This window comes from Candidatus Polarisedimenticolia bacterium (assembly GCA_036001465.1).
GTDB lineage: Bacteria > Acidobacteriota > Polarisedimenticolia > Gp22-AA2 > Gp22-AA2 > Gp22-AA3.
Genome location: DASYUH010000025.1, coordinates 1 through 26,138 on the forward strand (window position 1 = coordinate 1; position 26,138 = coordinate 26,138).

Below are 26,138 nucleotides of genomic sequence, written 5' to 3' on the forward strand. Positions count from 1 at the left end.
GGCTGACGGGGGGGCAAGCGCGGCAGACCCGTTTCTCCCCAAGGCACCGGGGGCGTAGTAGAATGGCGGGTACAGGGAGCCGACCTATGAGCCGAGAATTCAACGTGATCATCGAGCGCGACGCAGAAGGCTACTACGTGGGTTCCGTTCCTGCCTTGAAGGGGTGCCACAGCCAGGCTAAGTCCTTGGACGAGCTGATGGTTCGCATCCGCGAGGCTATCGAGCTTTGTCTTGAAGCCCAAGGTGACAAGCTGGAGCCGCTCGACTTCGTCGGCGTCCAGAAGGTCACCGTTGGCTGATGGCCCGGCTTCCCAGATTGACTGGCAAGGAAGTCATCGCGGCGCTGCAACGGGTTGACTTTGAGGTGGCACGCGTCAAGGGTAGCCACCATTTTCTACGACACCCGGACGGTCGCGTGACGGTTGTCCCCGTCCACGCGGGCGAGATTATCGGTCCGGGACTGCTGGCGAAGATTCTTCGCGACTGCGACCTGACCCGCGAGAAATTCCTCGAGCTCTGTCGCGGGTGACACGAGTCGAACTCGCTCCGCTGCTGGCACCCTGAGCCAGGGGCTCAGTCGAAGCACCAGCCGGCCGTCTCGAGACCCCTGGTCCATATCAAGAGGTATGGCCGGGTGCGCTTCGGCCACTCCGAGCTGACGGGGGCAAACAACTCGAGACAGCATCCTTATCTGTGAGTACATTGTGATTACATCGTTCGGAGATCAGCCATGAAGGCGCGCCTCGTCCGAATGGGCAACTCTCGAGGAATTCGCGTCCCGAAGCCTCTGATGGAACAGACCGGCTTGGAAGAGGACGCGGAGATCGTGGTGGGTCGCTCTCGCGCAGGGTGGGTTGAAGCGTTTCGGACCATGGCCGGGCACGGTGACGACGAGTTGCTCGATGAAGCCCGATCCACTCGCTGGGACGAGGACGAATGGTAATGGCGGTAAAACCCGCCATCCGGGCGCTCGCCGCGGTCGCCATCCTTCTGATGACCGCCTGTGACGGTCGCCGGCGACCGAACATCGTCCTGATTGTGGCCGACGACCTGGGTTACGCGGACATCGGCGTCCACGGCAGCCGGGACATTCCAACGCCGAACATCGATCGGATCGCTCGCGAAGGGATTCGCTTCACAGACGCCTATGTCAGCGGCCCCTATTGCAGCCCGACGCGAGCAGGTCTCATGACGGGCCGGTATCCGCAACGGTTCGGCTACGAATTCAACCCCGATGGATCCCCGGATTTCGGATTGCCCCTGACCGAGACGACGATCGCGGACAGGCTGAAGGCTGCCGGTTACCGCACGGCCCTGTTCGGCAAATGGCATCTCGGCTCGGCGGATCGATTGCACCCGATGCGTCGCGGATTTGAAGAGTTCTACGGGTTCCTCGGCGCCGACCATTCGTATATGAATGTCGACTATGTCGATGTGGGCACGAATCTGCCCGACCCGCTGCTGGACGGCATGACGCCCGCCCCGTCGGTGACGTACCTCACGGACGCGCTCGGCGATCGGGCCGTCCGCTACATCGAGCAGCACGCGTCGGAGCCGTTCTTTCTCTATCTCGCGTTCAACGCCGCCCATGTGCCGATGGAAGCGCCCGAGAAGTACCTCGATCGCTTCCCGGACATCGCAGACCCGACGCGCCGCACCTATGCCGCCATGGTGGCCGCGATGGACGATGCGATCGGGCGAACGCTGACCAGCCTGCGCGATCAGAAGCTTGAAGAGACAACGCTGGTGATTTTCCTGAACGACAACGGCGGACCGACGATGCCGACGACGACGGTCAACGGGTCGAGCAACGCTCCCCTGCGCGGATCGAAGCGGCAGACCTGGGAAGGCGGCATTCGCGTCGCGTTCGCGATGTCGTGGAAAGGGCACCTCGACGCGGGGCGGGTGGATCACAGGCCGATCATTCAGCTCGACGTCGTGCCGACCGCGCTTGCCGCCGCGGGCGTGGCGACGAACGGAGCAGCGTTCGACGGCGTCGATCTCCTGCCGTTTCTGACCGGCGCAGCGCAAGGCGCCCCGCACGACACGCTGTATTGGCGCCTGGGCGGCACGATGGCGATTCGCCGGGGCGATTGGAAGCTGGTCAAGACTCGCGACGGCCCGCTGGTCGACGTCGATCCCTCGACGCTGACCGACCTTTCGGAAGCCGGTCTCTACAATCTCTCCGAAGACATCGGCGAGACCCGGAATCGGGCGGCCGATCGGCCGGACAAGGTGAAGGAGCTCAGTGACTCGTGGCAGCAGTGGAATCGCCAGCTGCCCAAGCCGTTGTGGGGACCTCGACCAGGGCCGAGCAAAGACTGAGGCCGTCGAACTACCACGGCCGGTTTACTTCACCACGATATAGCAGCATCCCTCAATATCGCAGCCGTCGTAGGGCAGCGGGCAGTCAGCCGGGACGACGCACGTGTACTGGCAGCCTGGGCCTTCCTGACAGGTCACGTCGTCCGAGCAGATCTCGGGCAGGTCGAGGAGCGGCGGCGTGGTGCCCGGCGGGCCGGGCAGGCAGCCGCCGAGCACCGTGCGGGCCGACGGCTCCCGCTCTGCCGCGTGCCCGCCGGTTGACGCCCCTCGCTTCGTCGAGATAAACTGCGCCATCACAGACGAACGCAGTCGTCCAACCACGAGGGGGAGCCATGATCGACCGCCGGCCCGCAGCGGGTACGTTCGCTGCTTTCGCCCTTATCTCAGTCCTGTTCAGTCCATTTTCTGGCCCGGGGGCGCTCGCGGCGGACCCCACTCCCGCCGATGCCGATCTGGCCTACCACCATGCTCCGATCCACTATCAGGACACCGACAGCACCAACGCCAGAGCCGATTTCATCTCGGCCTTCAGCTACGACGGGAACTTCGACGCCGAGGACAACTGGGACCACCTCGAATTGTTCCAGCAGTTCGCGCATGCCTATCACTCGGTCGTCGAGACCTGCACGCACTACTTCATCGACTACGGTTTCTTCCACCCCAGGGACTGGACGGATTCGAGCTTCGATCAGGAGCATGAAAACGACATGGAGGGACTCCTGGCCGTCGTCCGCAAGCCGGCGGGGGCGACCGATCCCCCGCTGGGCCGGCTCGAAGCGCTCGTGACCGTTTTCCACACTGACTTCTATTCCTATACGCCCGCCGACAGCCCGCTCGTCGGCAAATACGAGGACATCGACGGGACCGTCACCCTGCAGTCGTTCAATGGCTCCGGGCATCCGCTCACCGCGCAGCAATCAAAGGGGCACGGGCTCAAGGTTTGGCCGTACATCGACGATTTCACGGGCGCGGAGGACCAGGACGGCGTGATCTACTTCCCCACCGGCGCGGGCGAGGTGCCAGGCTCCGGGAACGACCGGGAGGTCGGGTACGGGCTCATTTCGTTTTTCGACGCCGGCGGCCTCTGGGAGCGGCAGATCCTGGAATCCGGAAGGAGCCGTGACGCCTCGCTGAGCTTCGCGTCATGGGGGCATTTCAAGGGGAACGAGAGCGGCGGCTGCGGCGACGGCATTACCGTCACCTGCTCCACCGACAGCGCCTCTCCCCCGTGGGGATGGGACGACGGAGACGACGGCCCGACCTTCGCCGGCGAGATGGCGCTCGATCCGGCTCACCTCGTGGACATGTACTTCGACCACGGAGCGGGCGGCGGCAGCTTCGGCCAGGCGTACGTCCGCAATCGGTATCTCGAAGACCTCAGGACCGCCGGCTACACTTCGGCCTTCCTGCCACGCGGCATGTCCGGCTCTCTGGATCTCGATGCGATGTACGCCAAGCTGGTCGGCCTCGACGGGGACGCGGACGGGTTGGAGAGCTGCGCCGAGATCAGCCTCGGCACCGACCCGAAAGATGCCGACTCCGACGACGACGGCCTCCTCGACGGCCTTGAAGTCCTGAGCCTGGGAACCGATCCGCTGCAGCAGGATTCGGACGGCGACGGCATCGACGATGGGGACGAAGACGCCGACGGCGACGGAGTCTCCAACGCCGACGAGATCGAGCAGGGGACCGATCCGGCCTCCGGCGACAGCGACGGCGACGGGCTGCCCGACGGCCTGGATCGGGATCCGACGGTCGCCGACCGCGACGGTGACGGACTGGTCGATGGCCGCGACGTCGAATTCGTTCAAACCGCCGTGGCGGGGCTCCCTTCCGACAGCTTCATCCCTGCCGGCGGCGGGACCCAGCACGCGATCGAATCGGTTCTCGAGGACGTCGAATCGCTTCTGCTCGTGGGAGACGTGAATGGGGCCCTGCGCAAGCTCATGGATCTGCGCCGGCGCCTCGACGGCTGCGGCACCCGGCCGGACCGGAACGACTGGATCCTGGACTGCGCGGCCCAGGTTAGCATCCGGTCGCTCATCGACCTCCTGGTGACGAACCTCGGCGGGGCGTGAGCTGTGCCCCTTGCGTGGAGGAAAAGCGCCGTTCGCCGGCGAGTCATGAGGTGATGCCATGATTCCGAAGAGTGCCCGCACCAGATTGCGGGACGGCGTCTGGATGCTGTTCTTTCTCGCGTGGCCGGCGCCGGAGTCGGTGCTGGCACATGCGAGTTCTGCTTGACGAGTGTGTGCCCCGACGGCTCCGTGACGACCTTCCCGCTCACGAGGTTCGCACCGTTCCCGAAATGGGCTGGGCATCCGAGGAGAACGGGCGACGCCATTCCAGGCCTCCAAGAGTCTCGCCCCATTCTTGACCACGAGCCTCTCGATCCTTCGCAACTCCACGGCCCCGAAGCCTGTTACCCGCGCAAGCGCCACCGGCTGTAGCCAAAACTTTGCCAGATACCGATCGCGTTGGACATGGATGTGCAGGGGCTCCGTTCCCTCGTTGCGCCGCCCTTTCGCGTCGAGGCTGAGCGCTACGGACAGTGGCCTGATCATGACGTCGGTCCGGCGCTACACCCTGTCTTCCGCGTCTTCCGCCACGGCGCTGCGCGCAGCGCATCATTATTCATACCCGCTCGTCAATTCGCTGCGCCGCTTCGTTTGCGGGGAGGACGCGCCGCATACCGGGCCCTGGCCGACCCGGTCCCGTGGGACCGGCCGTGGCCGGATGCTCACGCCGCGCCATACGTGTCGCAGCCCGGACGTTTTCCATCCGCTCGTGCGACTAAAGGGGGCGGGCGGTTCACCAGGTGCTCCGGGCCGCTTGAACTGCACCTTTCTCCACCTTTTTTATTGACTGCACCCCGGGGTGGGGGTATTTAGGCAACAAAACCTTGCCCTTCGACTCCATTTTCGCCCGCAAGGGACGGGGGGAACTGATGCTGCATCGGACTCTTCGCGCCGCCGCCACCACCGCGTTCATTCTCCTGGCCGCCGCATCGCTCGCGGGGCCGGCGTTCGCCCACAACCCGGCGGAGGTGCACCGGGCGCTCGGGGCGATGGAGGTCACCCAGTCGATCCAGACCCTGCCGCAGCAGGGGCTGGCGTCGAGCGTGCCGCTGACGGCCCACAAGCCCACGACCATCCGCGCCTACATCGAGGGGACGCGGCTCACGCACGTGCTGTTCGGCCACTTTCCGGACTTCACGCCGATCTCGGTGGACGGGACGCTGACGATCAAGCAGGGAGGGTCGACCATCGCGACCCTGGCGGCGACCAACGGGCCGATCTCGGTCACTCCCTGGCTGTCCGCCAATCCGGCGAGCGCCAACAGCAGCCTGAACTTCGACTGGGCGTTCCCGCCGAATGGCACGGTGAGCCTGGAGCTCGACATCACGACCAGCCCGGCGTCGATCACCGCCACCGATCCGCCGGCGCAGATGGTCACGTTCGTCCACAACCAGCGCCTGCGGATCGAGGGGGTGCGGCTGCAGTTCGACCACGACAACAACCCGGCCACGCCGCCGACCAAGACGCCGGACCCGGCGCTGGTGGCGAACGGGCTGGACTGGTTCCGCAAATCGGGGCCGATCGCCCCCTGCAAGCTGCAGTACTGGGTCAACCCGACGCCGCTGCAGTGGACGTCCGATCTCTCGAGCACCGTCGACCCGGGGGGCGTCCTGCGCTCGACCCTGGCCGGCATGCGGGTTCAGGGCTCGACGACCTACGACCAGGCGTACGGCTGGTGGCAGGGGGGCGTCTCGGGGAACGGCAACTCGTCGCTCCCGGGCTCCTGCGCCTCGACCATCGGGCGCGGGGCTTACGGGAACACCGACCCGACGCGGCACCAGAGGACGTTCACCCACGAGCTGTACCACAACTATCATCAGGTGCACTACGCGGACGGCGCGCCGGACGTGAACTGGGCGTGCGACGCCCACCCCGGGCTGGACACGAACAGCGGCCAGCTGGGCCTGGTCGGCTGGGACACCTCGACCGGGACGCCGGTCCCCTCGACCAAGCTGGACGTCATGGTCCCGGGGCAGGTGACCTCGGCGGCGTGGCAGGACTCGGCCCGCTACTCGATCATGTGGAACAAGTGGGACGACCCGGGGCCGGAGTCGCTCTTCGACACGTGCCACTTCAACTGGTGGCAGGCCTTCCCGCTCGAGACCTTCCTGCCGTTCGGGCCGATCCTGACCTCGGAGGAGAACCTGCCGAACGTCGACTTCATCCTGGTGACCGGGGGGATCGATCCGTCCCGCGTGGGGAAGCTGCACCCGGCCTGGCGGCTGAAGCGGCCGATCCCGCCCGACCCGCCCGAGGGGTTCCGCGAGGGGGACTTCGCCGTGCAGCTTCTCGGGCTGCAGGGGCAGATCGTCGACGAGCGGCGCTTCTTCGCTGACTTCGACGACCCGGACGGCGACGGGCACAACCAGTCCGATTACGCCTTCCTGATGCACATCGCGACACCGCTCGGCCCGACCGGGGCGCTCAACCTGAGCGAGATCCGGCTGATGGACCTGGCGAGGGGCGCGCTGCTTTCGTCGATTCGCCTCACGCCGGGCGTGCCCGCCGTGCAGATCCTGAGCCCCGATCCGCGGCAGACGCCGGTCTTGAACCAGCCGTTCGAGATCCGCTGGGCCGCCTCGGACGCCGACGGCGGGCCGCTGACCTACGCCGTGCAGTACAGCCCGGACAACGGGCAGCACTACCTGGCCCTGGCGAACAACCTGACGCAGCCGTCGTATATCGGCGACCCGGCCATCCTGCCGGGGGGCGCGCACATCGTCCTGCGCGTGCAGGCGTCCGACGGCTTCAACGTCGGCGAGGCGACGGCCGGCACGTTCCAGGTCCCGCGCAAGGCGCCGCAGGTGTTCATCCACTCGCCGGCGGAAGGCTTCCCGCCCGACCCCGTCATGCCGATCTTCGCGGAGTGCCGCGGGCTGATCCTGGTCGGATCCGGGACGAGCCCGGACGATGGGGCGCTCCCCGGCGATATGCTGGAGTGGTCGGACGACATCCAGGGACCGCTGGGCCGCGGCTACCTGCCTCCCGGCCCCTGCCTGACGGCCGGGATCCACAAGATCACCCTGACCGGCACGGACAAGGCGGGGCGGCAGGGGACGGCGTCGATCCAGGTCAAGGTCGTGCCCCCCGGGCTGGACAGCGACGGCGACGGGACGCCGGACTACGCCGATCGCTGCGGGGTCAATCCGGGCCCGCCCGGGAACGACGGCTGCCCGTACGCGCCGGACGCCCTGCCGCTCGACGTGAGCGTGCAGATCAACCCGGGGCCGCCGGGCGGGCAGTTCACCAGCTTCTTCGACGTCTTCTTCGACGTGACGATCACCAATCCCCGGCCGGCCGACGTGATGATCGAGACGCTGCACGTCTCGAGTTTCGTTCCGGGCGACAGCCTGTCCATGATCGACCTGCCGCTCCCGACCCTGCTCGGCCCGGGGCAGTCGCAGACCTTCAGGTACTCCTTCTTCGACGTGTTCGTCCCGCCCAGCCCGATCGTGTACGGCGACTACGCCGCCGTGTTCGAGCCGATGGCCGGGCCGAACAACCCGCTGGGCCACGGCGGGGTCGGGTTCCAGGTCGTGCCGTCTCTCGCCGCGCGCTGCAAGCCGATGCAGGTCGGCGGACCGCTCGGCTGGTCGGTCAAGGCCCCGATGCCCGACGGCCGCGAGGGGGCCGCCGGGGTGATCATCGGCGACAAGATCTTCGTGACGCACGGCGAGCGGGCCGGCTTCCCCGACACGTCCACCAACTTTGTCTACGACATCCCCTCGAACACCTGGGGGGCCGCCGCCTCGGCGCCGCTGCGGCGGGCCGAGCTGACCGGCGTCTGCATCGAGACGCGCGACGGCAGGGCGAAGCTGTTCGCGGTCGGCGGGCGCAACCAGGCGTCGGGGACGGTGCTGAACAACGTCGAGCTGTACGACCCGGCGGCGAACGCGTGGGCCGCGGGACCGCCGATGCCGACGCCGCGCCGGGGCCTGGGGGCCGCCTTCGTGCCGGGGCCCGGGGTCGCCGGGGGCCAGCTCGGCAGCGTGTACGTGATCGGCGGCGGCGACGGCCTCGCCCCGCGCTCGGGAACGCCGCTGAAGGCCAACGAGGCGTTCGACGTGGACCTGGGCGTCTGGGTCGCGAAGGCCCCGATGATCCGCCCGATGATGGACGTCTACTCGACGACCTACTTCCCCGGGACCGGAAAGATCTACGTCATCGGCGGCTACAACGGGCTGGCCGAGGACCAGGCGGTGCAGGTCTACGACCCGGCGACCGACACCTGGAGCCTCGGGGCCCCCATGCCGACGCGGCGCTCCAACCTGGTCACCGGCGTCTGCGGCACGCGCATCTACGCCATCGGCGGCTTCGACGGCGTCAATCTATTGTCCCGCAACGAGGCCTACGATCCGTTCGCCGACGCCTGGATCGTGCCGCAGCCTCCCAAGCCGACCGCGGTCGCGGAGATCTCGTCCCAGTTCGTCTACACCGGCACGGAGATCTACGCCATCGCCGGCGTCCTGCCGGTCAGCCCGCCGAGCAGCGCCAACGAGGTCTTCACCTGCGGCGAGGCGCCGCCGTTCTGCCAGTCGGACGCCGATTGTGACGACGGGGTGTTCTGCAACGGGCGCGAGACCTGCCTCGCCACCACGGGGGCCTGCCAGAAGGGGACGCCGCCGATCTGCGACGACAACAACCCCTGCACGGCGGACCGCTGCGATCCCGGCCAGGACGCCTGCCGGAACGTGCCGCTGGCCGACTCGGAGACGGCCAACGGCCTGGACGGCCTGTGCGGCACGGCCGACGACAACCCGCTGCTCGACGGCCCGGACGGCGTGTGTGGCACGGCCGACGACGGCCACGGCGACGGGCTGTGCGATCCGATCGACAACTGCCCGTTCCGGTTCAATCCCGATCAGAAGGACAGCGACGGCGACGGGCTGGGGGACGCGTGCGACTGCGCCCCGAACGCCCCCGGGACGCCGGTGCCGGGCCCGGTCGGCCCCACGCTGATGCTGGCGAATACGCCCGTGCCCGGAGTCACGCGGCTCAGCTGGGGGGCCATCGCCCTGGCCGAGACGTACAACACCTACCGCGGCACGATCCCCCGGACGATGATGGGGAGCCGCGCCGCGCCCTACGACCACGGCTGCTTCGAGAAGGACGACGCGCAGCAGAACGGCCCCACCATCTCGGTGGACGGGATGGCGCCCCCCGCGGGGATGGCCTTCTACTACGACAACACCGGCCAGACCGGCTGCGGCGAGGGGCCGCTCGGCCAGGCCTCGAACGGCGACACCCGGCCGAACATGTTCCCCTGCTCCCCCGGGCCCGGGACCTCGGTCGAGACGCCGCCGCACGTCGATCCACCGGATCCGAACGCGCAGATCCCCTGCATCGGGAATCCGGACACCCTGCCGGCCGGCGTCGGGGCCCAGCTCCCGGCGTTCGAAGGGGACCCGATCTTCCTGAGCTTCCCGGTCGCCCTCGCGAGCACCCAGACCGCGGCCGAGGTGCGCCAGAAGTTCATCCTGCCCGCCGTGCAGGCGATGGGGACGTGCTTCACGCGGGGCGCCCAGGTCCTCTTTCCTCCGCCCGACGACGGCATCGCGCAGAAGCGGGCCGATTTCAGCGGACTGGCGAAGGACGTGGAGTTCGAGTTCATGAGCTTCCCCGAGCTTTTGCGCCCCGAGACGCAGCACATGATCGACGTCTTCCTCGGGCGGGTCCCGCCCGACGCGGAAATCGACGAGGCCCTGGAGACCGGCGAGGGGATGAACTTCGCCCAGTACGTCGCCGGGATCGAGCGCCAGGAGATCATCTATCCCTTCCAGCAGATGGAGAGCGGCGTGCCGATCGAGCACACCATGCTCCTCGCGTCCCGCTGGGAGGGGCAGGCGGTCACGAGTGTCCGGGGGGCGCTGGTGAACCGGTACAGCGTCGGCAACCAGGTCATGATTCCGATGGCCGACGCCCCGGCCGTGGGGATCAGCGCCCTGCGGGCGACCCCGGGTGTTCTGGCGGTCCTGTCGCAGCGGGCGGAGGACGGCCCGTACCTGGTCCTTCTCCCCTACGGCAGCGATCGCCAGGGGATCGTGCAGCTGCGCTACGCCTACCGGATGATCCTGAACGGCCTGTCGGCCGGCCTGGCGGACGGGCCGTTCCTCCTGTGGCTCGATGCCGCGACCGGCCAGATCCTCGAGATGACTCCCCTGTTCAGCGACGTCAGCGCCACGGGCGAGGTGTACAAGCGCGACCCCGGCCTCGGGACGGTCTTGCAGTCGTTCCAGGTCGATCCCGCCGCGGGGGGCCTGTACACGCTGAAGCTGGCGGGGGTGATGAACCGGGTCGACTACAGGGGGAACGGGTACGACGCCTCGGACATCAGCATCTCCGACAGCTCGGGGGGCAGCAGCGGCACGTTCGCCAACTTCAACCAGTCGCCGATCAACAATGAAGCCCAGGCGCTGTGCGCCTCGGGGACCAACAAGGCGTTCCAGCAGGTCGACTTCTTCGCCAGCATCTACCGCTATCGCCAGACGGTGCTGAGCAACGGCATCTTCACCCCCTTCCCCGCGTCGGTCTGGAACCCCAAGGTCGAGGTCAAGAGATGCGCCGGCGGCTCGAACAACGGCGGCTTCTGCACGGGCAACCTCGATTGCCCGGGCGGCACCTGCGGCAACTGGTGCAACGCCAACGCCTCGATGACGTACGGGGCGTGCGCCGGGTACTTCGACGCCGGCTGTCCGAACGTGCCGGGCGAGTTCACCAACTTCGCGCACGACAACACGGTCGTGGCGCACGAGCTGGCGCACAGCATCACGCCGCGCCTGACCAACGCCCGGCCGGGCGACTGGTGCTGCACGCCGTTCTGCTTCTTCCCCTGCGCCATGCCGCTCGGCTGGGGGAAGTTCCACGACCTGGCCGACTTCTGGGCCGACCACTTCGAGAACACCAACTGCACGGCGGGGTGGGTCGGCAAGAACATCGGCGGGCCCGTGAACAACAGCCTCAACTGCTCGCCGGGGAACAACGAGGCCGGCTACCTGCCGCGGCTGCACGAGGTGTCGGTGCCGTTCAACCCGGGGGACGCGGGGGATCATTTCCCCGAGCACCGCGGCCCGGGCACCAGCAGCTGCAATTACGACGACGGACAGATCGGCGCGGCGGCGCTCTGGCAGGTGCGGCTCGGCATGCGCAGCAAGTGCCGTCCCTCGGGGGTGCCGCAGTTCGGCGTGCGCTACCAGCGGGCGATGAAGCACACCGGCTTCTTCGGGGCCGCCCCCGCGTGCAGCGACCTCGGCATCTACCGGCACCTGTACGACCTCGAGACCGAGATGCTCGATCAGTGGGCCACCTCCGGGTCGCCGGGAGGGCCGCCGGCGTTCGCCCATAACGGACCGCACAGCTCGAACAAGGTCACCGCCGGCTTCGCGCGCGCCGGCGTCTTCCTGGTCCCGTACACCTGCCTGGACGGCGGGGCTCCCTGCCTGGCGGGCGAGAACGGGGCCGACGCGGTGATCGACGTGGACGACAACGATCCCGGCGACGACCTGACGCTGAACGGCGTCTACATGCCGGAAGTGGACTACCTCGAGCTGGCCGGGCCGGCCCCGACGTTCCACGTCTGGACGGGACCGCGCTACCGCCTGGACGGCGTCGGCGGCGACGCGACGTTCAGCAACCCCGCACCGTGCAACGCCAAGTTCAAGGTGGAGGTCTCGACCGATCCGACCTTCCCGTCCCCCATCATCGACAGCCCGTGGATCGACGTGGACCGCGATCCGTCGACCGCCGCCAGCCCGGAGTGCTACGGAACCTGGACCCCGAACGCCGGCAAGTGGAACCAGCTGCAGGCCGGCGGCGCCCTCAGCCGGATCTACTACCGGGTCAGGACCAGGGACGCGTCGGACGGCAACGAGCGGCTGTCCACGACCCCCGGGAACGGGCTGTGGAGCGTGCCGCCGCCCTATGCCGTCCTGACCGTGGACGGTGAGCCTGAATACTGATCGCGGTGCGGCGGACGCCTGATCGCCGGCGCTCCGCCGCGGCGCCCCGGGTCCTGGCCCTCGCGTGCGGCGTGGCGGCCGCGTGCGGCTCGCTCCTCGCGCGCGATGCCGCCGATGCGCGCGGGGCCGCCGACGCGCGCGATGCCGCCCCGGCCGCCGCGATTCTGCCCGCCGAGGCTCCGCCCGCACCGGGGCCGGCCGCCTTCGTCTCCACCCGTCACCCGGACACCGCCGACACCCGCGGGCCGTATCCGATCCTCTTCAGGCAGCTCGCCGGCCCCCCGGCGGTGGCGGGGCGACTGATCTACTCGGTCCTCGGAGCCGGCGGGCCTTCCGCCACGGAGCCGGGCGTCGTCCTCCGGCGCGGCCGCGACGCGGGGACCTGGGTCGGCGAGATCCCGGGCCAGGCGGCGGGCTCGGCGGTCGCGTACCACGCCGTCTTCTCGAGCGCCGCCGGCGGCGAGAGCCGTCATCCGGCCCGCGCCCCGGCGGAGTACCGCTTCCGCGTGACGGCGTCGAGCGTGCTTTCGGTGCGCGCCCCGTCCGCGGCGGAGCTCGCCCGCGGGCGATCGGCCGTGGAGATGCGCGTCGGGGCGTCCTCCCCTCCCGTCGCCGAGCTGGTGGCCCGTCTCGCCGACGAGGATCCCGGGTCCCTCGCCGACCGCCGCATCCCGTTCCAGGTGGTCCGGCGCGAGGGAACGGGCGGGCCGGCCGCCATCTACGTGCTCAGGGCGAGCCTTCCCGATCCGGCTCCCGGCGGGATCGTGGACTTCTACGTCGAGCTGCGCGACGCGGGCGGCGGATCGTCGCGCTGTCCCCCCGACGCGCCGGCGCGGGCGTACAGCGTCAAGCGGTCGATGCGGTCGCTGAGCCGGCTGGATCCGGGCAGGGCGTTCGTCCTGGGCCTCGGCGCTATGGACGGGGCGCGCTTCATCGGCCTGAGCGGCGGCGGGCTCTGGCTCGCCCTGGGGGACGGAACCCTGCGCCGGCTCGGTGCCGAGGCCGGCGTGGCCTCGGGACTGGCGCGGCTCGTCCTCCCCGACCCGGCGATCGGACGCGTCTTCGTCGGGACCGACAGCGGTGTCGTGGAGATCGGCGCGGACCCTTCGTCCTGGCTGCCCGTGGGCCCGCCGCGCTCGAACTCCTGGAGCCCCGCACCGCCGGCCTGGGGACGGGCCGCCTGGCGTCAGCGCGCCGGCCCCGGCGCCCTCTCGACCCTGGACGGCACTCTCCTGGTCCAGATCCAGGGAGAGGATCCCGGGGGACGGAGAACGGCCGAAGCGGAGCTCCTCGTGCTTCGGGACGGCCGGCTCGAGCGGCGCCCCCTGCCCGCTCCGGACGTGCCGCTCGCCGGGCTCTCGGCCGCGCTGTTCGACCCGATCGACGGCTGCTTCGTCCTGGGCGGGTTCGTGCGCCAGGGGGGGCAGGGGATGAGGCCCGCCGTCATGCGATCCTGCGGCGATGCGCCGCGCGTCATGGCCCTGCGCGATCCACCCGCCGGCGACCGGCCGGTGACTCTGCAGCGCATCGTGGCGCTGGCCCGCGATCCCGCCTCGGGAAGCCCGGTCGTGGCCCTCGACATGCTGACCGCCGACGCCGCGCAGCCGGAGGACGGCTCGCGCCCGGGGGACGGCTCCGACCGGCGGACCGTGCGCGGCATCTTCCGCCTCGACATGGAAACCGGCCGGCTGGCGCCGCTCGCCCCCGGCGCCGACGCCCTGGACGTCGAGGTCACCGGGCTCGCCACCGACTGGACGACCGGGCGGATCCTGGTCGGAACGTTCGGGCGCGGCCTCCTGTCGGCCGCGCAGGATGGCCTGCGGCCGCTCGCTCCGCAAGCCGGGGGCGGCGGGATACGGCCAGGTGCGCCCGGCACACCCCGCGAGATCACCGCCCTGCGGGTCGAGGAGGCGATCGGGACCGTTCTGGTCGGCACCTCGAGCGGCGCCTTCGAGATCTCCGCCGGGCGGGACCGCTGGCTGCCGATCGGGCCGGCCGGCGACGGCCCGCTCCTCGCCGACGCCCTGCCGGCCGACGCGGACGCGGGAAGCGGCCGTGTGCTTCTGTCATCCCACCAGGATGGGCTGGTCGAGCTGAAACGGGACGCGCGCGGCTCCTGGTCGATCGCACGGCACTGGCGGCCCGGCAGGGATTTCCCCGAGGGGGGCGCGGGGGACGCCCGCTACGCTCCGGGTGGCGGCCTGGTCGCGGTCCTGGAGTCGCGCGGGCTGGTCCTGATCGAGAAGGACGGGAAGGCGGCGGTCCTCGGGCCCGGGGACGGGCTGCAGGGGCCCTACGTGCAGCGGGTCCTGGCGCGCCGCGACGGGGACATCTGGGCCGTGCACCTGCCGCTGCCGTTCGGCGCCGACGCCCGCTCCTCGCTGCAGATGATCCACGCCGGCAGGGTGGCGCGCACCGTCGAGATCGCCGGCCGGGAGGCGGCCACCGTGGCCCGCTGGCTGGAGGTTCCCGGGCGGGACTCGGTGTTCGCCGCCACGCGGGCCGGGGTGCTGGAGATCCGCGCGGACGGAACCTGGGAGCGCCGCTCCACCGACGCGGCTTCGTCCATCGCTCGGGACCCGGTGAGCGGGACGATCGGCGTCGTCGGCGCGCGGGTCGAACGCTGGGACGAGGCTCGACTCCAGCCGGTTCTGTTTTCGCTGCGGCATCCGCGCCGGGCCCGTGGGAAGCCTGGCGCCGCGTCGCCGATCGATCTGGCGATCGACGGACGCGGCATCTGGCACGTGCTCTACCCGGGAGGGGTCATCGCCCTGCTCCGGCCGGACGCCGGGGCGGCCGACATCCTCGATCCGGAGGACGGCGTCCCCCCGACCGCGGTCCGCCTCCTCGCCGACCCGCGCACCGGCGACGTCTTCGTGGGGAGCGACGGGGAAGGAGTGGCGATCGTCGGCGCCACGGTCGGGGGCACACTCACTTCGTGCCGTGGCTGCGTTATTATTCGGGCCTCAACAGCCAGCCGGCGCCCAGGGACGCACTCGGGGAGGACACCGTGAAGAGCAGAAAAAGCGTCAACCGTCGTGACTTCGCCAGGACCACGCTTGCCGCGGGGGCCGCGGCCGTGGCGTTTCCCGAGGTGCTCCGCGCCGGGGTGGCCGCCGAGGCGGCCGAAGGGACCCGTCCGGCGGTCGACGCGCCCCCCGCGCCGGCCGGAGGGGCGGCCGCCCGGAGCTACCCGAACGGGTGGCGCGAAGGGACGACGATCCCGGCCGAGTATTACCTCGACCCGAAGCACTACCACAACGACGAGCGCTTCATCGCCGACCACTTCTGGCTGATGGTCGATCACGAGAGCCGGATCCCCGCCGCCGGCGACTACTTCGTCTTCGAGTACGGTCGTGGCGAGAGCGTCATCATCGTGCGCAACGGCGAGGGGGCGGTGAAGGCCTGGCACAACGTCTGCCGTCATCGAGGCTCGAGACTGTGCCGGGACAGCGACGATCCGAAGCCCGGGGATCCCCGCCTTTCGGTGCGCCAGCTGAGCACCAGCGGCAACACGCCGGTGTTCCGCTGCCCGTACCACGGGTGGACCTACGATCTGGACGGCCGCCTCATCCAGTCCTACAGGATGCAGAAGGATTTCGACCCGGCGAAGAACGGTCTCGTCCCCTGCCACGTGCGGGTCGCCGAAGGGCACATCTTCGTGAACCTGTCCCGGAAGGACGCGCCCCCCGATTTCGAGAAGAGCCTCGAGTATTTCCGGGATGTGGCCCGGCAGTACAGCTTCGCGAAGCTGAAGATCGGGCCCAGGCGCTTCTACCCGATCAAGGCCAACTGGAAGCTGGCGATCGAGAACTTCCTCGAGTGCTACCACTGCGGCCCCTCGCACAAGAACCTGGTGACGACCCACAACTGGGACCACCAGCTTTCGGACGAGCAGCAGGCCCGGAGGGACAGGGAGGTCGCGGCCTGGATCGCCCGGCAGTCGAGCGCGGCGGCCGCCGCGAAGCAGGCCATGGGGATGGGGGGGCCGAGCAGCCCCACCAGCTTCGAGGGGGAGCTGAACCCGGGCTTCCTCACCGGCTCGCTCGACGGGAAGCCGCTGGCGCCGCTCCTTCCCGGCATCAAGGACTGGACCCACAAGACCAGCATCGCGACCACCGACTGGTCGACCGCCTACTGGCAGGCATACGACGATCACGTCATGGTGGCCCGCTTCACGCCGCGCGACGTCGCCCTCACCGATTGCGAGATCTTCTGGCTGGTCCATCCCGATGCGGTCGAGGGAAAGGACTATAGCGCCGACAAGCTCATGGCCCTCTGGGGCATCACCATCCAGGAGGACATCTGGATCGTCGAGAACAACCACCTCGGCATCACGTCGGGCGCCTACAGCTCCGGGCGCTACGCCGGCAACGAGAACTATCCGGCCGACTTCATCAAGTGGTACATGACCGAGGTCGTCAAGGCGTGAGGGGGTTGCCGGCGGCCGGCCTCATGCTGCTCGCTCTCGGTTGCGCGGCGCGAAGGGGGCCGCAGGATCTCGCGGCGCCGCAGGACGTCGCGTCACGGCAGGACGCTGCGCCGCCGCAGAGTGTCGCGGCGCCCGCCGTCCCAGTCGCACCGCTCGCCCCGCAGCGCAGCATCCGGGACGGCGTGTACACCGAAGCGCAGAGCCGGCGCGGCGAGGCGGTCTACTTCACGTCCTGCTCGCAATGCCACAAGCCGACGATGACGGGACTGGAGGTCGTGCCCCCGCTGGTCGGCGAGGCGTTCCTGTCCCGCTGGAACACGCGCACGGCCGGCGATCTGTTCGAATGGATCCGGAAGGCGATGCCCTTCGGCAACACCCCGAAGCTGAGCGACCCGGAGTATGCCGACGTCCTCGCCTACATCCTGAGCCGGAATGGATTTCGCGCCGGCGAGGCGGAGCTCGCCGCCGATTTCGCCACGCTGGCGGAGATCCGGATGGCGCCGGCCGCGGACTGAGACGGCGGGATTGTTGACTTGCCTCCCCGATCGGCGTATTCAGGCTGAACCACGGAGGTTCCGCATGCCGATCTCTCCTTGGATCACAGGTGCGCTGTTTCTGTCGGCGATGGCGGCGGCGAGCGGACGGCAGCCGTTGCCGGCCGGCTATCGCTTCCCGACCGATGCGGACCGCACGCAGGAGTGGGCCGCCTCAAGAAAACCGACTCCCACACCGTTCCACGCCCGGGCGGATTTCGACGGGGACGGGCGCGAAGACGACGCCTGGATCCTGATTTCGACGCAGGGTCCGGGATGGGGCCTCTTCGTGTACCTGAACTCTTCAAGCGACCCGCTGGCCCTCGCCCTGGATCGAAACCGCGGCGACGTCCGGGCGCAGGCCATGGGCGTGAGGGTGGTGCCGAAGGGCACCTATCGCACGGGCTGCGGGAAGGGAGACTGGCGATGCGACCAGGATGAGCCCAAGGTCCTGCGCCTGAAGCGTCCCGCGATCGACTACTTCAAGTTCGAGGGGACGCACTCCTACATCTGGTGGGACGCCAGGACCAGGAAGCTCCGACAGACGCGAATGAGCGACTAGTCCCGGCGCCGGGCGGCGCGCCCGGGGGGGCCATGCAGCGCGCCGGTGGAGCCGGCCGCCCTCACCTCGGCGGCGGCCCGGTCTTGTCGATCAGGCGGGACAGGGCGGCCCGGTCCGCCTCGAGCAGCTCGTCGATGCGCTTTTTGCTGACCTCCGCGACGATGATGTGGCCGACCTCGCTGCGCACCTCGCTGAAGATCCCGTGGTTCTTCATCTTCTGGGCCTGGTAGACGTTGTCCTCCGTCGGGCTGACGTAGTGCACCGAGGTGGCCTTGTAGCGGTGGATCAGGAAGAGGTGCACCAGGTCCATCAGGCGCTTCTTGCGCAGCCTCTCGTCGAACGTGTTCTGGTCGCGGATCGACAGGATGCTGTGTCCCTTGCGGTCGAGGATGTTGGCGAAGACGACGTTGGCCATCCTCTCCTCCGTCTCGTTGAACAGGCCGAGCTCGAGGACCTCCGAGCCCGGGCTGTGCGGGCGCAGGTGCACGCGCAGCCTGATCGGGAGCTTGTAGTGCCCGGCCCACATCTCGAGCCACTCGGCGAGGAGCTTGCGCGGCACCTCGGTCTGGACCAGGTGCTGGACCTGGGTCGAGCCCTTCCCCATCGCCATGGTGGTCGCCGTGCGGCCGGTCGAGGCCATCAGGGCGCCGTCGAGGCGCGGGCCGCCGACCAGGGTCTGCGGCGTCCGGTAGGGTGACTCGAGCAGCCGGAACTTGCGCTGCAGGCGCGCCAGCGCCAGCATGCCGTCCTGCTTCAGCCCGGTGGCGAACTCTTCGGCCGCAAGGCCGTCGATCTGGTGCCCGCCGTAGGTGATGAAGTTGAACACGTACCCCAGCTTGCCGAGCTCCTCGGGGAAGCGGCGCATCTGGTCGTCGTTCATGCCGGTCGTGTCCCAGTTGAACGACGGCGACAGGTTGTAGGCGAGCATCCTGTCCGGGAACTCGGCGTGGATCGCCCGGGCGAACTTCGCCGCGTCGTCCAGGTTCGCCGTCTTGGTCTCCATCCACAGCAGGTCGGCGAAGGGGGCGGCCGCCAGCGACTTGGCGATGGAGTAGTCGATCCCGCTCTTGACGTGGTAGTAGCCCTCCGGGGTCTTCGTCGGCTCGCAGTCCCATACGACTTGAAGCCCGAGAGAGCGGGCCTTGTCGCGCACGGCGTAGTGCGACGCCTTGCGGGCGAAGGCCTGCCATTCGTCGGCGGTCATGTCGAACTTCTCTCCCTCCCCCAGCCGGAAATTCATGACGTCCGCGACGGCCTGCCCGCAGGTCTTGAGGCCGGCCTCCGCCTCCCAGATCTGCAGGCACTTGTTGACGATCGGGTCGAGCACCTTGTCGACGTTCGGCTCCTTGCCCGACTTGAAGGCGCGGGCCCCTTCGTCGATCAGGGTCGTCACGCCGGCGCGCTTCAGCCAGGCGACGGCGGCGGTGAACTCTTCGCCGGACAGCGCGAACAGCAGGTGCCCGCGGATCGCGTCGATCCCCGCGTCGTGCAGCGTCTTCAGGACGGCGATGTAGCAGGCCTTGAAGGTCGGCAGATCGAGGTTGGTTGCGCCGATGATGAACGGCTGGTCCCGCTCGTCGCCGCGGCCGTCGATGAAGGTGGCGGACTCGGCGTCGGTGCGGGCCACGATGAGGCCCGGCACCCCCATGATGTCGTACTGGAAGCGGGCGGCGTTGAGGCGCTTGATCTGCTCGTCCTGGGGGACCAGGACCTTGCCCCCCTGGTGGCCGCACTTCTTGACGCCCGGCTTCTGGTCCTCGATGTGGCAGCCGGGAATGCCGATCTCGACGAAGCGGCGGACCAGGTTGCGGACGTGGGCGTCGCCGCCGTGCCCCGTGTCGGCGTCGGCGATGATGAAGGGACGGTAGTCGATCGCGGGGGTGGCGGCGCGCTGCGCCTCGGTCATCCGCGCGCGGGCGAAGTGCTGGTTCTTGTCCGCCGCGAGCAGGGCCCGCACCAGCGGGGCCGCCTCGTCCGGCACCGCGCTCAGCGGATAGCTCGCCAGGTCGGCCCCCGGGTCCTCGTGCGCCGAGCCCTTGGCCGAGGTCGCCCAGCCTCCCAGGTAGATCGCCTCGATCCCGAGCCGCTTCATGGAGACCGCCTGCCCGGGGGAATACGGGCCGAAGGTGGTGATCTGCCTGCGCGTCTCGAACAGCTCCCGGAGCCGGGCGTAGAACCCCTCGGCCGCGGCGCGCGCCACGGCGTAGTCCCCCTGGATGGTCCCCTGCTGCTCGGCCACGTCGGCCGGCGAGTACAGCCGCACGATCCCCTTGAAGCGCGGGCTGTCGAACCACGTCCGGGCGGCCTCAACCTGCCTGTCGAATGCGCTCATCGTGTGCTCCTGCCTCTCTGCCCGCGGGCCGGGGGGCCGAAGTCCAGGTTCCCGGTGATCCGCCTGCCGTCCCTGGAGAGCGTCTCCAGGCACAGGCGGACCCGCTTCCCGGCCTCGTCCAGATCATGATTGTTCAGGTTGATGTTGAGCAGATCGATGAACCACGGCGGCTTGACGTCGGAGCGGACATAGGCGTCGACGATCGCGCGGGCGATCGGCAGGGTCGTCCCCTTCGAATCGTCGTGGACGTCCCGATTGCCCGCGCGGAGCAGCTTGTCGTATTCCTCCGCGAGCAGCCGCCCGAAGAGCGCGGGGGTGAACGGCTCGCCCGCTCTGGAGCCGGCCGCGGCGCCGCCCGCGCCCGGGGCGCCGTCCGCCACGGCGCCGTCGCCGGCCAGCCGCGCCCCCTTGTGCAGCCATTCCCACAGGATGCTGAGGCGGATCTCGCCCGTCGCCATGTCCTCCATCAGGTAGAGGACGTCGTCGTTGCCGAAGAAGTCTGCCGGCTTGAGCGCCGCGGCCTGGAGCCCCTGTCCGAACGCGTTCCCGTACTGCAGCGCCACGCTGAGCAGGTCGCGGGCGCCGCGGACCGTCCGCGGGGCCGGCTCGAGCGAGAGCAGGCCATCGGCGTCGGCGTCCGTGTAGGCGAGGGCCGGGAAGGCGCGTCCCAGCTGGTTGTCCTCGCCGGCCTTCTCCCAGACCGGGCGCACGATGTGCACCATCTTCCAGTGCGCCACCCATTTGCCGCTCGCCCCCGCGCTCTGCTCCCGCTCGGCGCCGGCCACCGCCCGGCGCATGCCGCTCTCGACCCCGGCCGCCGACCCGACGGGGATGTTGGGCTCCATCCCCCCCTGCCAGAGGGCGCGGCCCCCGTTCCGGTCGGGCGTGTTCACCGCGCGCCGGACGCGGTCCTCGTAGGTCCGCATGTATCCATAGGTCATCGTGACGTCGCCGATGTTCGGATGAAGGAACTCCGTGTCCCACGCCATCGCGTCGGCGACGCTGTTGATGTAGTCCCAGCGGCCGGTGTTGAAGCCGACGAAGTGCAGGCCCAGGGCGGCGCGGATCTCCATGAGCTGGAAGCTGGCCTCGAGCTGCTCGACCAGAACATACGCCTTGATGGTCCCGGCGGCCAGCCCCAGGTGCCCTTCCAGCGCCGCGAGGATGTCGTTCCACAGGGCGGCCTCCTCGGCCGTCTGGATCTTCGGCAGGTACAGGACGATGGACGCGCCGGCCCGCCGGAGCGCCGCGTGGGTGTTTGCCACGTAGAGCGCCGTATCGACGATCGACGCGGAGAACCCGGCGCCGTCGGCGCAGCGCACGTGCCGGTCGTCCAGGTGGAGCCCGCGGGGGCGGAACAGCTGCGTGGTGAACGTCAGCTGCGCCTTCCAGTCGTCGACGATCGGCCGCCCCAGGAAACCCCGCGCCCAGCCGTTCATCTCCTCCGCCACCTGCCCGGCGACCTTGAGGAACTCGGGGGCGCGCGCGGTGGCGATCTTGAGGCTCCTCTGGTTGTCGAGCGACATCGTCCCGACCTGGCCCAGGGCGTCCTCGCCGTCGAACATCCAGCCGTCGGCCCCCGACAGCAGCGCGTAGGCCACGTTGCGGAGGCTCGTCTCGAGAGGGGCGTTCGGCCGCGCCGCCGGCCCGGTCCCCTGGATCCATTGCCGTCGCAGGTCGCGCGGGATCTCGGGGCCGGTGAACCTCCCCGCGCGGGCGTCGCGGACCTTGATCCCGGTCCGGGGGATCACGGAGTCCGGGTCGAGGAAGCCGATGCGCGTCTTCGTCCCCGCCCGCTCCGCCCGCCGCCGCATCCGGGCCTCCATCAGGGCCCCTCGTTCGGCATCGAATCTGGCCAGCGCCGCCAGCGCCCCCCTGGCCTCGGACGTGAAGAGGTCCGCGTACTCGCGCTCGACGCCGTCGCGGATCTGAAGCGCGGGTGTCTTTCCGGCGGTGCCGGCGCGCTTCGGGCCCGTGCCCGTGGGGGCCTTCATGTAAGCCGCCAGTCTACAACGAGATCTTCCGGCCGGTTTCCTTGTCTGCGCCGGGGTTTGGGTGTAAACAAATTCCAGTCGGCACCCGGGGGCTCGACTGGTTCTTTGCCGCAGACGACGACGGGCCGGTCGACCAGAGGCCCGAGGAGCAGGTCAACTGAGAGGCCGGATCATATGCAATTAGTTGATTGCCTTTCTGGCTGGCCGGCGTATAATGCAACCAGGAGGTAGCATATGAACCCATCCACCGATCGCATCGAGAGAGAGATCCTGCTCAAGGCGCCACGGGCCAGGGTCTGGCGCGCGCTGTCCAATGCCGAGGAGTTCGGCCGCTGGTTCGGCGTGGCGCTCAAGGGAAAGACGTTCGCGGCCGGGAAGCGCGTGCAGGGGCCGATCACCTATCCCGGGTACGAGCACCTGGTGTTCGACGTGATGATCGAGCGCATGGAGCCGGAGCGCCTGCTCTCCCTGCGCTGGCACCCGGCCGCCGTGGAGCCTTCCGTCGACTATTCCAAGGAGCCGAGCACGCTGGTGGTCTTCGAGCTGAAGGAGGTCGAGGGGGGCACCCTGCTGAAGCTGGTCGAGTCCGGCTTCGACGGCCTCCCGCCGGCGCGCCGGCTGGAGGCGTACCGCATGAACAGCGGAGGCTGGGACATCCAGATGAAGAACATCGAGAAGCATGTCGCCGCGTCGTAGCGCGGCTTCGAAGCCGTTGCCGCTGCGGGGCCCGGCGCTCAAGAAGTTCGCGCCGATCTTCGCGGCGCTCGGCGACGAGACGCGCCTGCGTCTCGTCGCCGTCCTGTGCGCCGGCGGGGCGTTGTCCATCGCCCGGCTCACGTCCGGGACGGACATCACGCGCCAGGCGGTCACGAAGCACCTGCACGTGCTGGCGGACGCCGGCCTGGTGCACGACATCAAGGTCGGACGCGAGCGCCGGTGGGCGTTCGAGCCGGCGCACCTGGAGGAGGCGCGGCGCTCCCTCGAGGTGATCGCCCGGCAGTGGGATCATGCGCTCGGCAGGCTGAAGGCGGTCGTGGAATCTTGATCGATCCCCCTTTCCAAACAGGACGCGCGGCGTTAAGCTGTGGCCTTCCAAGGAGGACCTATGCCCTACGTCGATGGTTTTGTTGTGCCGGTGCCGAAGAAGAAGGTGCGGGACTACCGCCGCATCTCCCAGAAGGCGGGACGGATCTGGCGCGAGCACGGCGCTCTCGAATACCGGGAGTGCGCCGCCGACGACGTGAAGGTGGGGAAGCTCACGTCGTTTCCCCGCAGCGTCAAGCTCAAGCCCAACGAGACGGTGTTCTTCTCGTGGATCGTGTACAAGTCGCGGGCCCATCGCGATCGCGTCAACAAGAAGGTCATGAAGGACAAGCGCCTGGCCTCCATGATGGATCCGAAGGCGATGCCGTTCGACACCAATAGGATGATCTACGGAGGCTTCAAGACCCTGGTCGACGCCTGATCGCCGGGCGGGACGGTCCGCGATCGGATCGGCGCGGGGCGGCGGAGGCCCCGTCTGAGCCATGAGCGACCCGCTCTTCTGGCATCGCCTGCAGTTCGGCTTCACCATCACCTACCACTACATCTTCCCCCAGCTGACGATGGGGCTGGCGCTCCTCATCGTCGTGATGAAGCTCGTGGCGCTGCGGGGCGGGAAAGCCGCCTGGAACGACGCCGCGCGGTTCTGGATCCGGATCTTCGGGCTGTCGTTCACCATGGGGGTCGTCACCGGCATCCCGATGGAGTTCCAGCTCGGGACGAACTGGGGATCCTTCGCCCAGCGGACCGGCGGCGTCATCGGCCAGACGCTGGCGATGGAGGGGATCTTCGCGTTCTTCCTCGAATCGAGCTTCCTCGCCGTCCTGCTGTGGGGCGAGCGGCGGCTGGGCCCCCGGCTGCACTTCGCCGCCGCCCTCGCGCTCCTCGCCGGGAGCTGGCTGTCGGGCTATTTCATCATCGCGACCAACGCCTTCATGCAGCACCCGGTCGGCCATGCTCTCGACGGGGACGGGACGTTCCGGCTCGCCTCTCTCGCCCGGTTCGTCTTCAACCCCTGGGCCGTCGCCCAGTACCTGCACAACCAGATCGCGGCCGTGGTGACCGGGGCGTTCGTGATGGCGGCGGTGGGCGCCTACTGGACCATCAGGCGGTCGCACGGCGAGGTGGCGCGCGCCTCGCTGCGCACGGGTGTCGTCGCCGGGCTCCTGGCCTCCATCCTCGTGGCGTTCCCGACCGGCCACGCGCAGGGACGGATGCTCGCGGCGCACCAGCCGGTGACGCTCGCGGCCATGGAAGGGCGGTTCGAGAGCGGCCCGCGGGCGCCGCTCGCCATCATCGGCCAGCCCAACGTCCACGCGCGCAAGCTCGACAATCCGATCCAGCTCCCGGCGGTCCTCTCCTGGATCGCCTACGGCGACTTCTCGGCCAACGTGCGGGGCCTCGCCGAGTTCCCGGAAGGGGACTGGCCGACCAACATCGAGCTCCTCTATTATTCGTACCACATCATGATCGGCCTGGGGACGCTGTTCATCGCCGTGATGGGTCTGGCGACGGTCTTTCTCTGGGGAGGCCGGCTCTGGTCGGCGCGCGTCGTGCTCTGGATCCTCATCCTCGCGTTCCCGTTCCCGTTCATCGCCAACACCGCGGGCTGGCTGACCGCCGAGTTCGGCCGCCAGCCCTGGCTGGTCTATGGCCTGATGCGCACCGCCGAAGGGGGCTCCCCCACCGTCCATGCCGGCACGACCCTGTTCACGACGCTCGGCTTCGCCGGTCTCTACTTCGTGCTCGGCGTGCTGTTCCTCGCCCTGGTCGCGAAGGAGATCGGGCACGGTCCGGCGCGACGCGCCTGAGGAGATCGGGTCATGGAAACGCTCTGGTTCGCGCTCGCCTCCGCGATGGTGGCGATCTACGTGGTGATGGACGGCTTCGACTTCGGGGCCGGCGTGCTGTATCGCCGGGTCGCCCGGAACGATCGGGAGCGCCGGCAGGTGCTCGCCGCCATCGGCCCGTTCTGGGACGGCAACGAGGTCTGGCTGATCGCCGGAGGGGGCGTCCTGTTCATGGCCTTTCCGAAGGTCCTCGCCTCGGCCCTGTCCGGCTTCTACCTGGCGATCATGCCGGTCCTGTGGGTCCTGATTCTCCGCGGCATCTCGATCGAGTTCCGCTCGCACGTCGACGATGCCATGTGGCGCGCGTTCTGGGACGCGACGCTCGCCATGGCCTCGACGCTCGCCTCCCTGCTCCTCGGCGTCGCGCTCGGGAACCTCATCCGCGGCGTGCCGCTCCTGGAGGACGGCTGGTTCTCGCTCTCGTTGTTCGAGTCGTTCTCGCCGCGCGGCGCGCTCGGCCTCCTCGACTGGTACACCGTCCTCGCCGGGCTGCTCGCGCTCGCGGCCCTGGCGCACCACGGGGCCCTCTTCCTCGCCTGGAAGACGGACGGCCCCGTGCGCACCCGGAGCCTGAAGGCAGCGGGCGTCCTCTTCCCCGCGGTCGTCGTCCTCTGGCTCGCGGCGACCGCGGCGACGGCGTCGGTCGCTCCGGAGCTCTTCCCGGCCCTCGCGGCCCGGCCGGTCGCCTGGCTGGCGACCGCCCTCTTCCTCGTCGGCCTGGCGGGGACCTTCGCGGCCCGCCGTGCGGGGCGGGACTTCCTCGCCTTCGTGGCCTCGGGCGCCTTCCTCCTCGGAATCCTCGGCGCGACCGCCGCCGCGGTCTATCCGACCATGATCCGGTCGATCAGCGAGCCGTCCCGCTCGCTCACCGCATTCAACGCCTCGGCGGGCAGGGAGTCGCTGGCGGCCGGCCTGTCCTGGTGGCCGGCCGGCTTCGCCCTGGCCATCGTCTATGCGGTCGTCGTGTTCCGCCTCCACCGCGGCAAGGTGCGGGCGGCGGACGGCGAAGGCTACTGAGCCGCGGTATCATGATCCC

18 protein-coding genes and 1 pseudogene are annotated in these 26,138 nt (G+C 69.4%); 15 read left to right on the forward strand and 4 right to left on the reverse strand.

Translation table 11 applies throughout. From position 1 onward, the window contains the following. Positions 1–86 precede the first annotated feature (86 nt). The 4 genes from VGV60_05270 (at position 87) to VGV60_05285 (ending at position 2,325) form a co-directional block, all read left to right on the forward strand. Positions 87–299 (forward strand): type II toxin-antitoxin system HicB family antitoxin, encoded by a 213-nt coding sequence (locus VGV60_05270; GenBank protein HEV8700664.1) that lies wholly within the window; start codon positions 87–89, stop codon positions 297–299. Further along, complete coding sequence (locus VGV60_05275; protein HEV8700665.1) at positions 299–529, forward strand: type II toxin-antitoxin system HicA family toxin; 231 nt, start codon at positions 299–301, stop codon at positions 527–529. The genes VGV60_05270 and VGV60_05275 overlap by 1 nt, the downstream gene beginning before the upstream one ends. 201 nt (positions 530–730) lie before the next feature. After that, a complete protein-coding gene (locus VGV60_05280) occupies positions 731–943 on the forward strand; it encodes an AbrB/MazE/SpoVT family DNA-binding domain-containing protein (protein HEV8700666.1) in 213 nt (70 codons plus the stop codon). Then, entirely contained in the window at positions 937–2,325 is a 1,389-nt protein-coding gene (locus tag VGV60_05285; GenBank protein HEV8700667.1) for a sulfatase-like hydrolase/transferase, read from the forward strand. Before VGV60_05280 ends, VGV60_05285 begins: the two co-directional genes overlap by 7 nt. Before the next feature lie 24 nt (positions 2,326–2,349). Here the strand turns inward: VGV60_05285 and VGV60_05290 are convergent, their stop codons facing one another. Next, positions 2,350–2,622 (reverse strand): hypothetical protein, encoded by a 273-nt coding sequence (locus tag VGV60_05290; protein ID HEV8700668.1) that lies wholly within the window; start codon positions 2,620–2,622, stop codon positions 2,350–2,352. Positions 2,623–2,657: 35 nt separating this feature from the next. Here VGV60_05290 and VGV60_05295 point away from each other — a divergent pair, with 35 nt between their 5' ends. After that, entirely contained in the window at positions 2,658–4,403 is a 1,746-nt protein-coding gene (locus tag VGV60_05295; GenBank protein HEV8700669.1) for a hypothetical protein, read from the forward strand. Positions 4,404–4,664: 261 nt separating this feature from the next. Here the strand turns inward: VGV60_05295 and VGV60_05300 are convergent. Further along, positions 4,665–4,889, reverse strand: a pseudogene (locus VGV60_05300) (DUF4160 domain-containing protein). A gap of 383 nt (positions 4,890–5,272) precedes the next feature. On the opposite strand from VGV60_05300, the gene VGV60_05305 reads away from it, so the two are divergent. The 5 genes from VGV60_05305 (at position 5,273) to VGV60_05325 (ending at position 17,885) form a co-directional block, all read left to right on the forward strand. Continuing rightward, on the forward strand, positions 5,273–12,358 hold the full coding sequence (locus tag VGV60_05305; protein HEV8700670.1) for a kelch repeat-containing protein: 7,086 nt from the start codon (positions 5,273–5,275) through the stop codon (positions 12,356–12,358). 5 nt (positions 12,359–12,363) lie between these two features. Beyond that, positions 12,364–15,372 carry a hypothetical protein gene (locus VGV60_05310; GenBank protein HEV8700671.1) on the forward strand — a complete coding sequence of 1,003 codons (3,009 nt, stop codon included), beginning with the start codon at positions 12,364–12,366 and terminating at the stop codon, positions 15,370–15,372. Continuing rightward, complete coding sequence (locus VGV60_05315; GenBank protein HEV8700672.1) at positions 15,369–16,790, forward strand: aromatic ring-hydroxylating dioxygenase subunit alpha; 1,422 nt, start codon at positions 15,369–15,371, stop codon at positions 16,788–16,790. Before VGV60_05310 ends, VGV60_05315 begins: the two co-directional genes overlap by 4 nt. After that, complete coding sequence (locus tag VGV60_05320) at positions 16,787–17,305, forward strand: cytochrome c (protein HEV8700673.1); 519 nt, start codon at positions 16,787–16,789, stop codon at positions 17,303–17,305. The genes VGV60_05315 and VGV60_05320 overlap by 4 nt, the downstream gene beginning before the upstream one ends. Before the next feature lie 64 nt (positions 17,306–17,369). After that, entirely contained in the window at positions 17,370–17,885 is a 516-nt protein-coding gene (locus tag VGV60_05325; protein HEV8700674.1) for a hypothetical protein, read from the forward strand. Between the two features lie 61 nt (positions 17,886–17,946). On the opposite strand, the gene aceA is transcribed toward VGV60_05325, so the two are convergent. Continuing rightward, positions 17,947–20,217, reverse strand: a complete 2,271-nt coding sequence (gene aceA, locus VGV60_05330; protein HEV8700675.1) for an isocitrate lyase ICL2 — start codon at positions 20,215–20,217, stop codon at positions 17,947–17,949. After that, entirely contained in the window at positions 20,214–22,211 is a 1,998-nt protein-coding gene (locus VGV60_05335; GenBank protein ID HEV8700676.1) for a malate synthase, read from the reverse strand. The genes aceA and VGV60_05335 overlap by 4 nt, the downstream gene beginning before the upstream one ends. Before the next feature lie 234 nt (positions 22,212–22,445). On the opposite strand from VGV60_05335, the gene VGV60_05340 reads away from it, so the two are divergent. From VGV60_05340 to cydB, 5 genes are all read left to right on the forward strand, one after another. Further along, positions 22,446–22,907, forward strand: a complete 462-nt coding sequence (locus VGV60_05340) for an SRPBCC family protein (GenBank protein HEV8700677.1) — start codon at positions 22,446–22,448, stop codon at positions 22,905–22,907. Continuing rightward, on the forward strand, positions 22,891–23,256 hold the full coding sequence (locus VGV60_05345) for a metalloregulator ArsR/SmtB family transcription factor (protein HEV8700678.1): 366 nt from the start codon (positions 22,891–22,893) through the stop codon (positions 23,254–23,256). Before VGV60_05340 ends, VGV60_05345 begins: the two co-directional genes overlap by 17 nt. Positions 23,257–23,316: 60 nt before the next feature. Next, a complete protein-coding gene (locus VGV60_05350; protein ID HEV8700679.1) occupies positions 23,317–23,676 on the forward strand; it encodes a DUF1428 domain-containing protein in 360 nt (119 codons plus the stop codon). A 61-nt stretch (positions 23,677–23,737) separates the two neighbouring features. Next, complete coding sequence (locus VGV60_05355; GenBank protein HEV8700680.1) at positions 23,738–25,063, forward strand: cytochrome ubiquinol oxidase subunit I; 1,326 nt, start codon at positions 23,738–23,740, stop codon at positions 25,061–25,063. A gap of 12 nt (positions 25,064–25,075) precedes the next feature. Beyond that, the gene (gene cydB, locus VGV60_05360; protein HEV8700681.1) at positions 25,076–26,119 is read left to right on the forward strand and encodes a cytochrome d ubiquinol oxidase subunit II; all 1,044 of its coding nucleotides are present in this window, start codon (positions 25,076–25,078) and stop codon (positions 26,117–26,119) included. The last annotated feature ends 19 nt before the right edge of the window (positions 26,120–26,138 follow it).

Excerpts from the sequence above, each read along its gene's own strand:
- VGV60_05275 (HEV8700665.1), top strand. The coding sequence starts at position 299 with ATGGCCCGGCTTCCCAGATTGACTGGCAAGGAAGTCATCGCGGCGCTG.
- VGV60_05335 (HEV8700676.1), bottom strand. The coding sequence starts at position 22,211 with ATGAAGGCCCCCACGGGCACGGGCCCGAAGCGCGCCGGCACCGCCGGA.
- aceA (HEV8700675.1), bottom strand. The coding sequence starts at position 20,217 with ATGAGCGCATTCGACAGGCAGGTTGAGGCCGCCCGGACGTGGTTCGAC.
- VGV60_05325 (HEV8700674.1), top strand. The coding sequence starts at position 17,370 with ATGCCGATCTCTCCTTGGATCACAGGTGCGCTGTTTCTGTCGGCGATG.
- VGV60_05295 (HEV8700669.1), top strand. The coding sequence starts at position 2,658 with ATGATCGACCGCCGGCCCGCAGCGGGTACGTTCGCTGCTTTCGCCCTT.
- VGV60_05340 (HEV8700677.1), top strand. The coding sequence starts at position 22,446 with ATGAACCCATCCACCGATCGCATCGAGAGAGAGATCCTGCTCAAGGCG.
- VGV60_05305 (HEV8700670.1), top strand. The coding sequence starts at position 5,273 with ATGCTGCATCGGACTCTTCGCGCCGCCGCCACCACCGCGTTCATTCTC.
- VGV60_05350 (HEV8700679.1), top strand. The coding sequence starts at position 23,317 with ATGCCCTACGTCGATGGTTTTGTTGTGCCGGTGCCGAAGAAGAAGGTG.
- VGV60_05270 (HEV8700664.1), top strand. The coding sequence starts at position 87 with ATGAGCCGAGAATTCAACGTGATCATCGAGCGCGACGCAGAAGGCTAC.
- VGV60_05280 (HEV8700666.1), top strand. The coding sequence starts at position 731 with ATGAAGGCGCGCCTCGTCCGAATGGGCAACTCTCGAGGAATTCGCGTC.
- VGV60_05345 (HEV8700678.1), top strand. The coding sequence starts at position 22,891 with ATGTCGCCGCGTCGTAGCGCGGCTTCGAAGCCGTTGCCGCTGCGGGGC.
- cydB (HEV8700681.1), top strand. The coding sequence starts at position 25,076 with ATGGAAACGCTCTGGTTCGCGCTCGCCTCCGCGATGGTGGCGATCTAC.
- VGV60_05355 (HEV8700680.1), top strand. The coding sequence starts at position 23,738 with ATGAGCGACCCGCTCTTCTGGCATCGCCTGCAGTTCGGCTTCACCATC.
- VGV60_05285 (HEV8700667.1), top strand. The coding sequence starts at position 937 with ATGGTAATGGCGGTAAAACCCGCCATCCGGGCGCTCGCCGCGGTCGCC.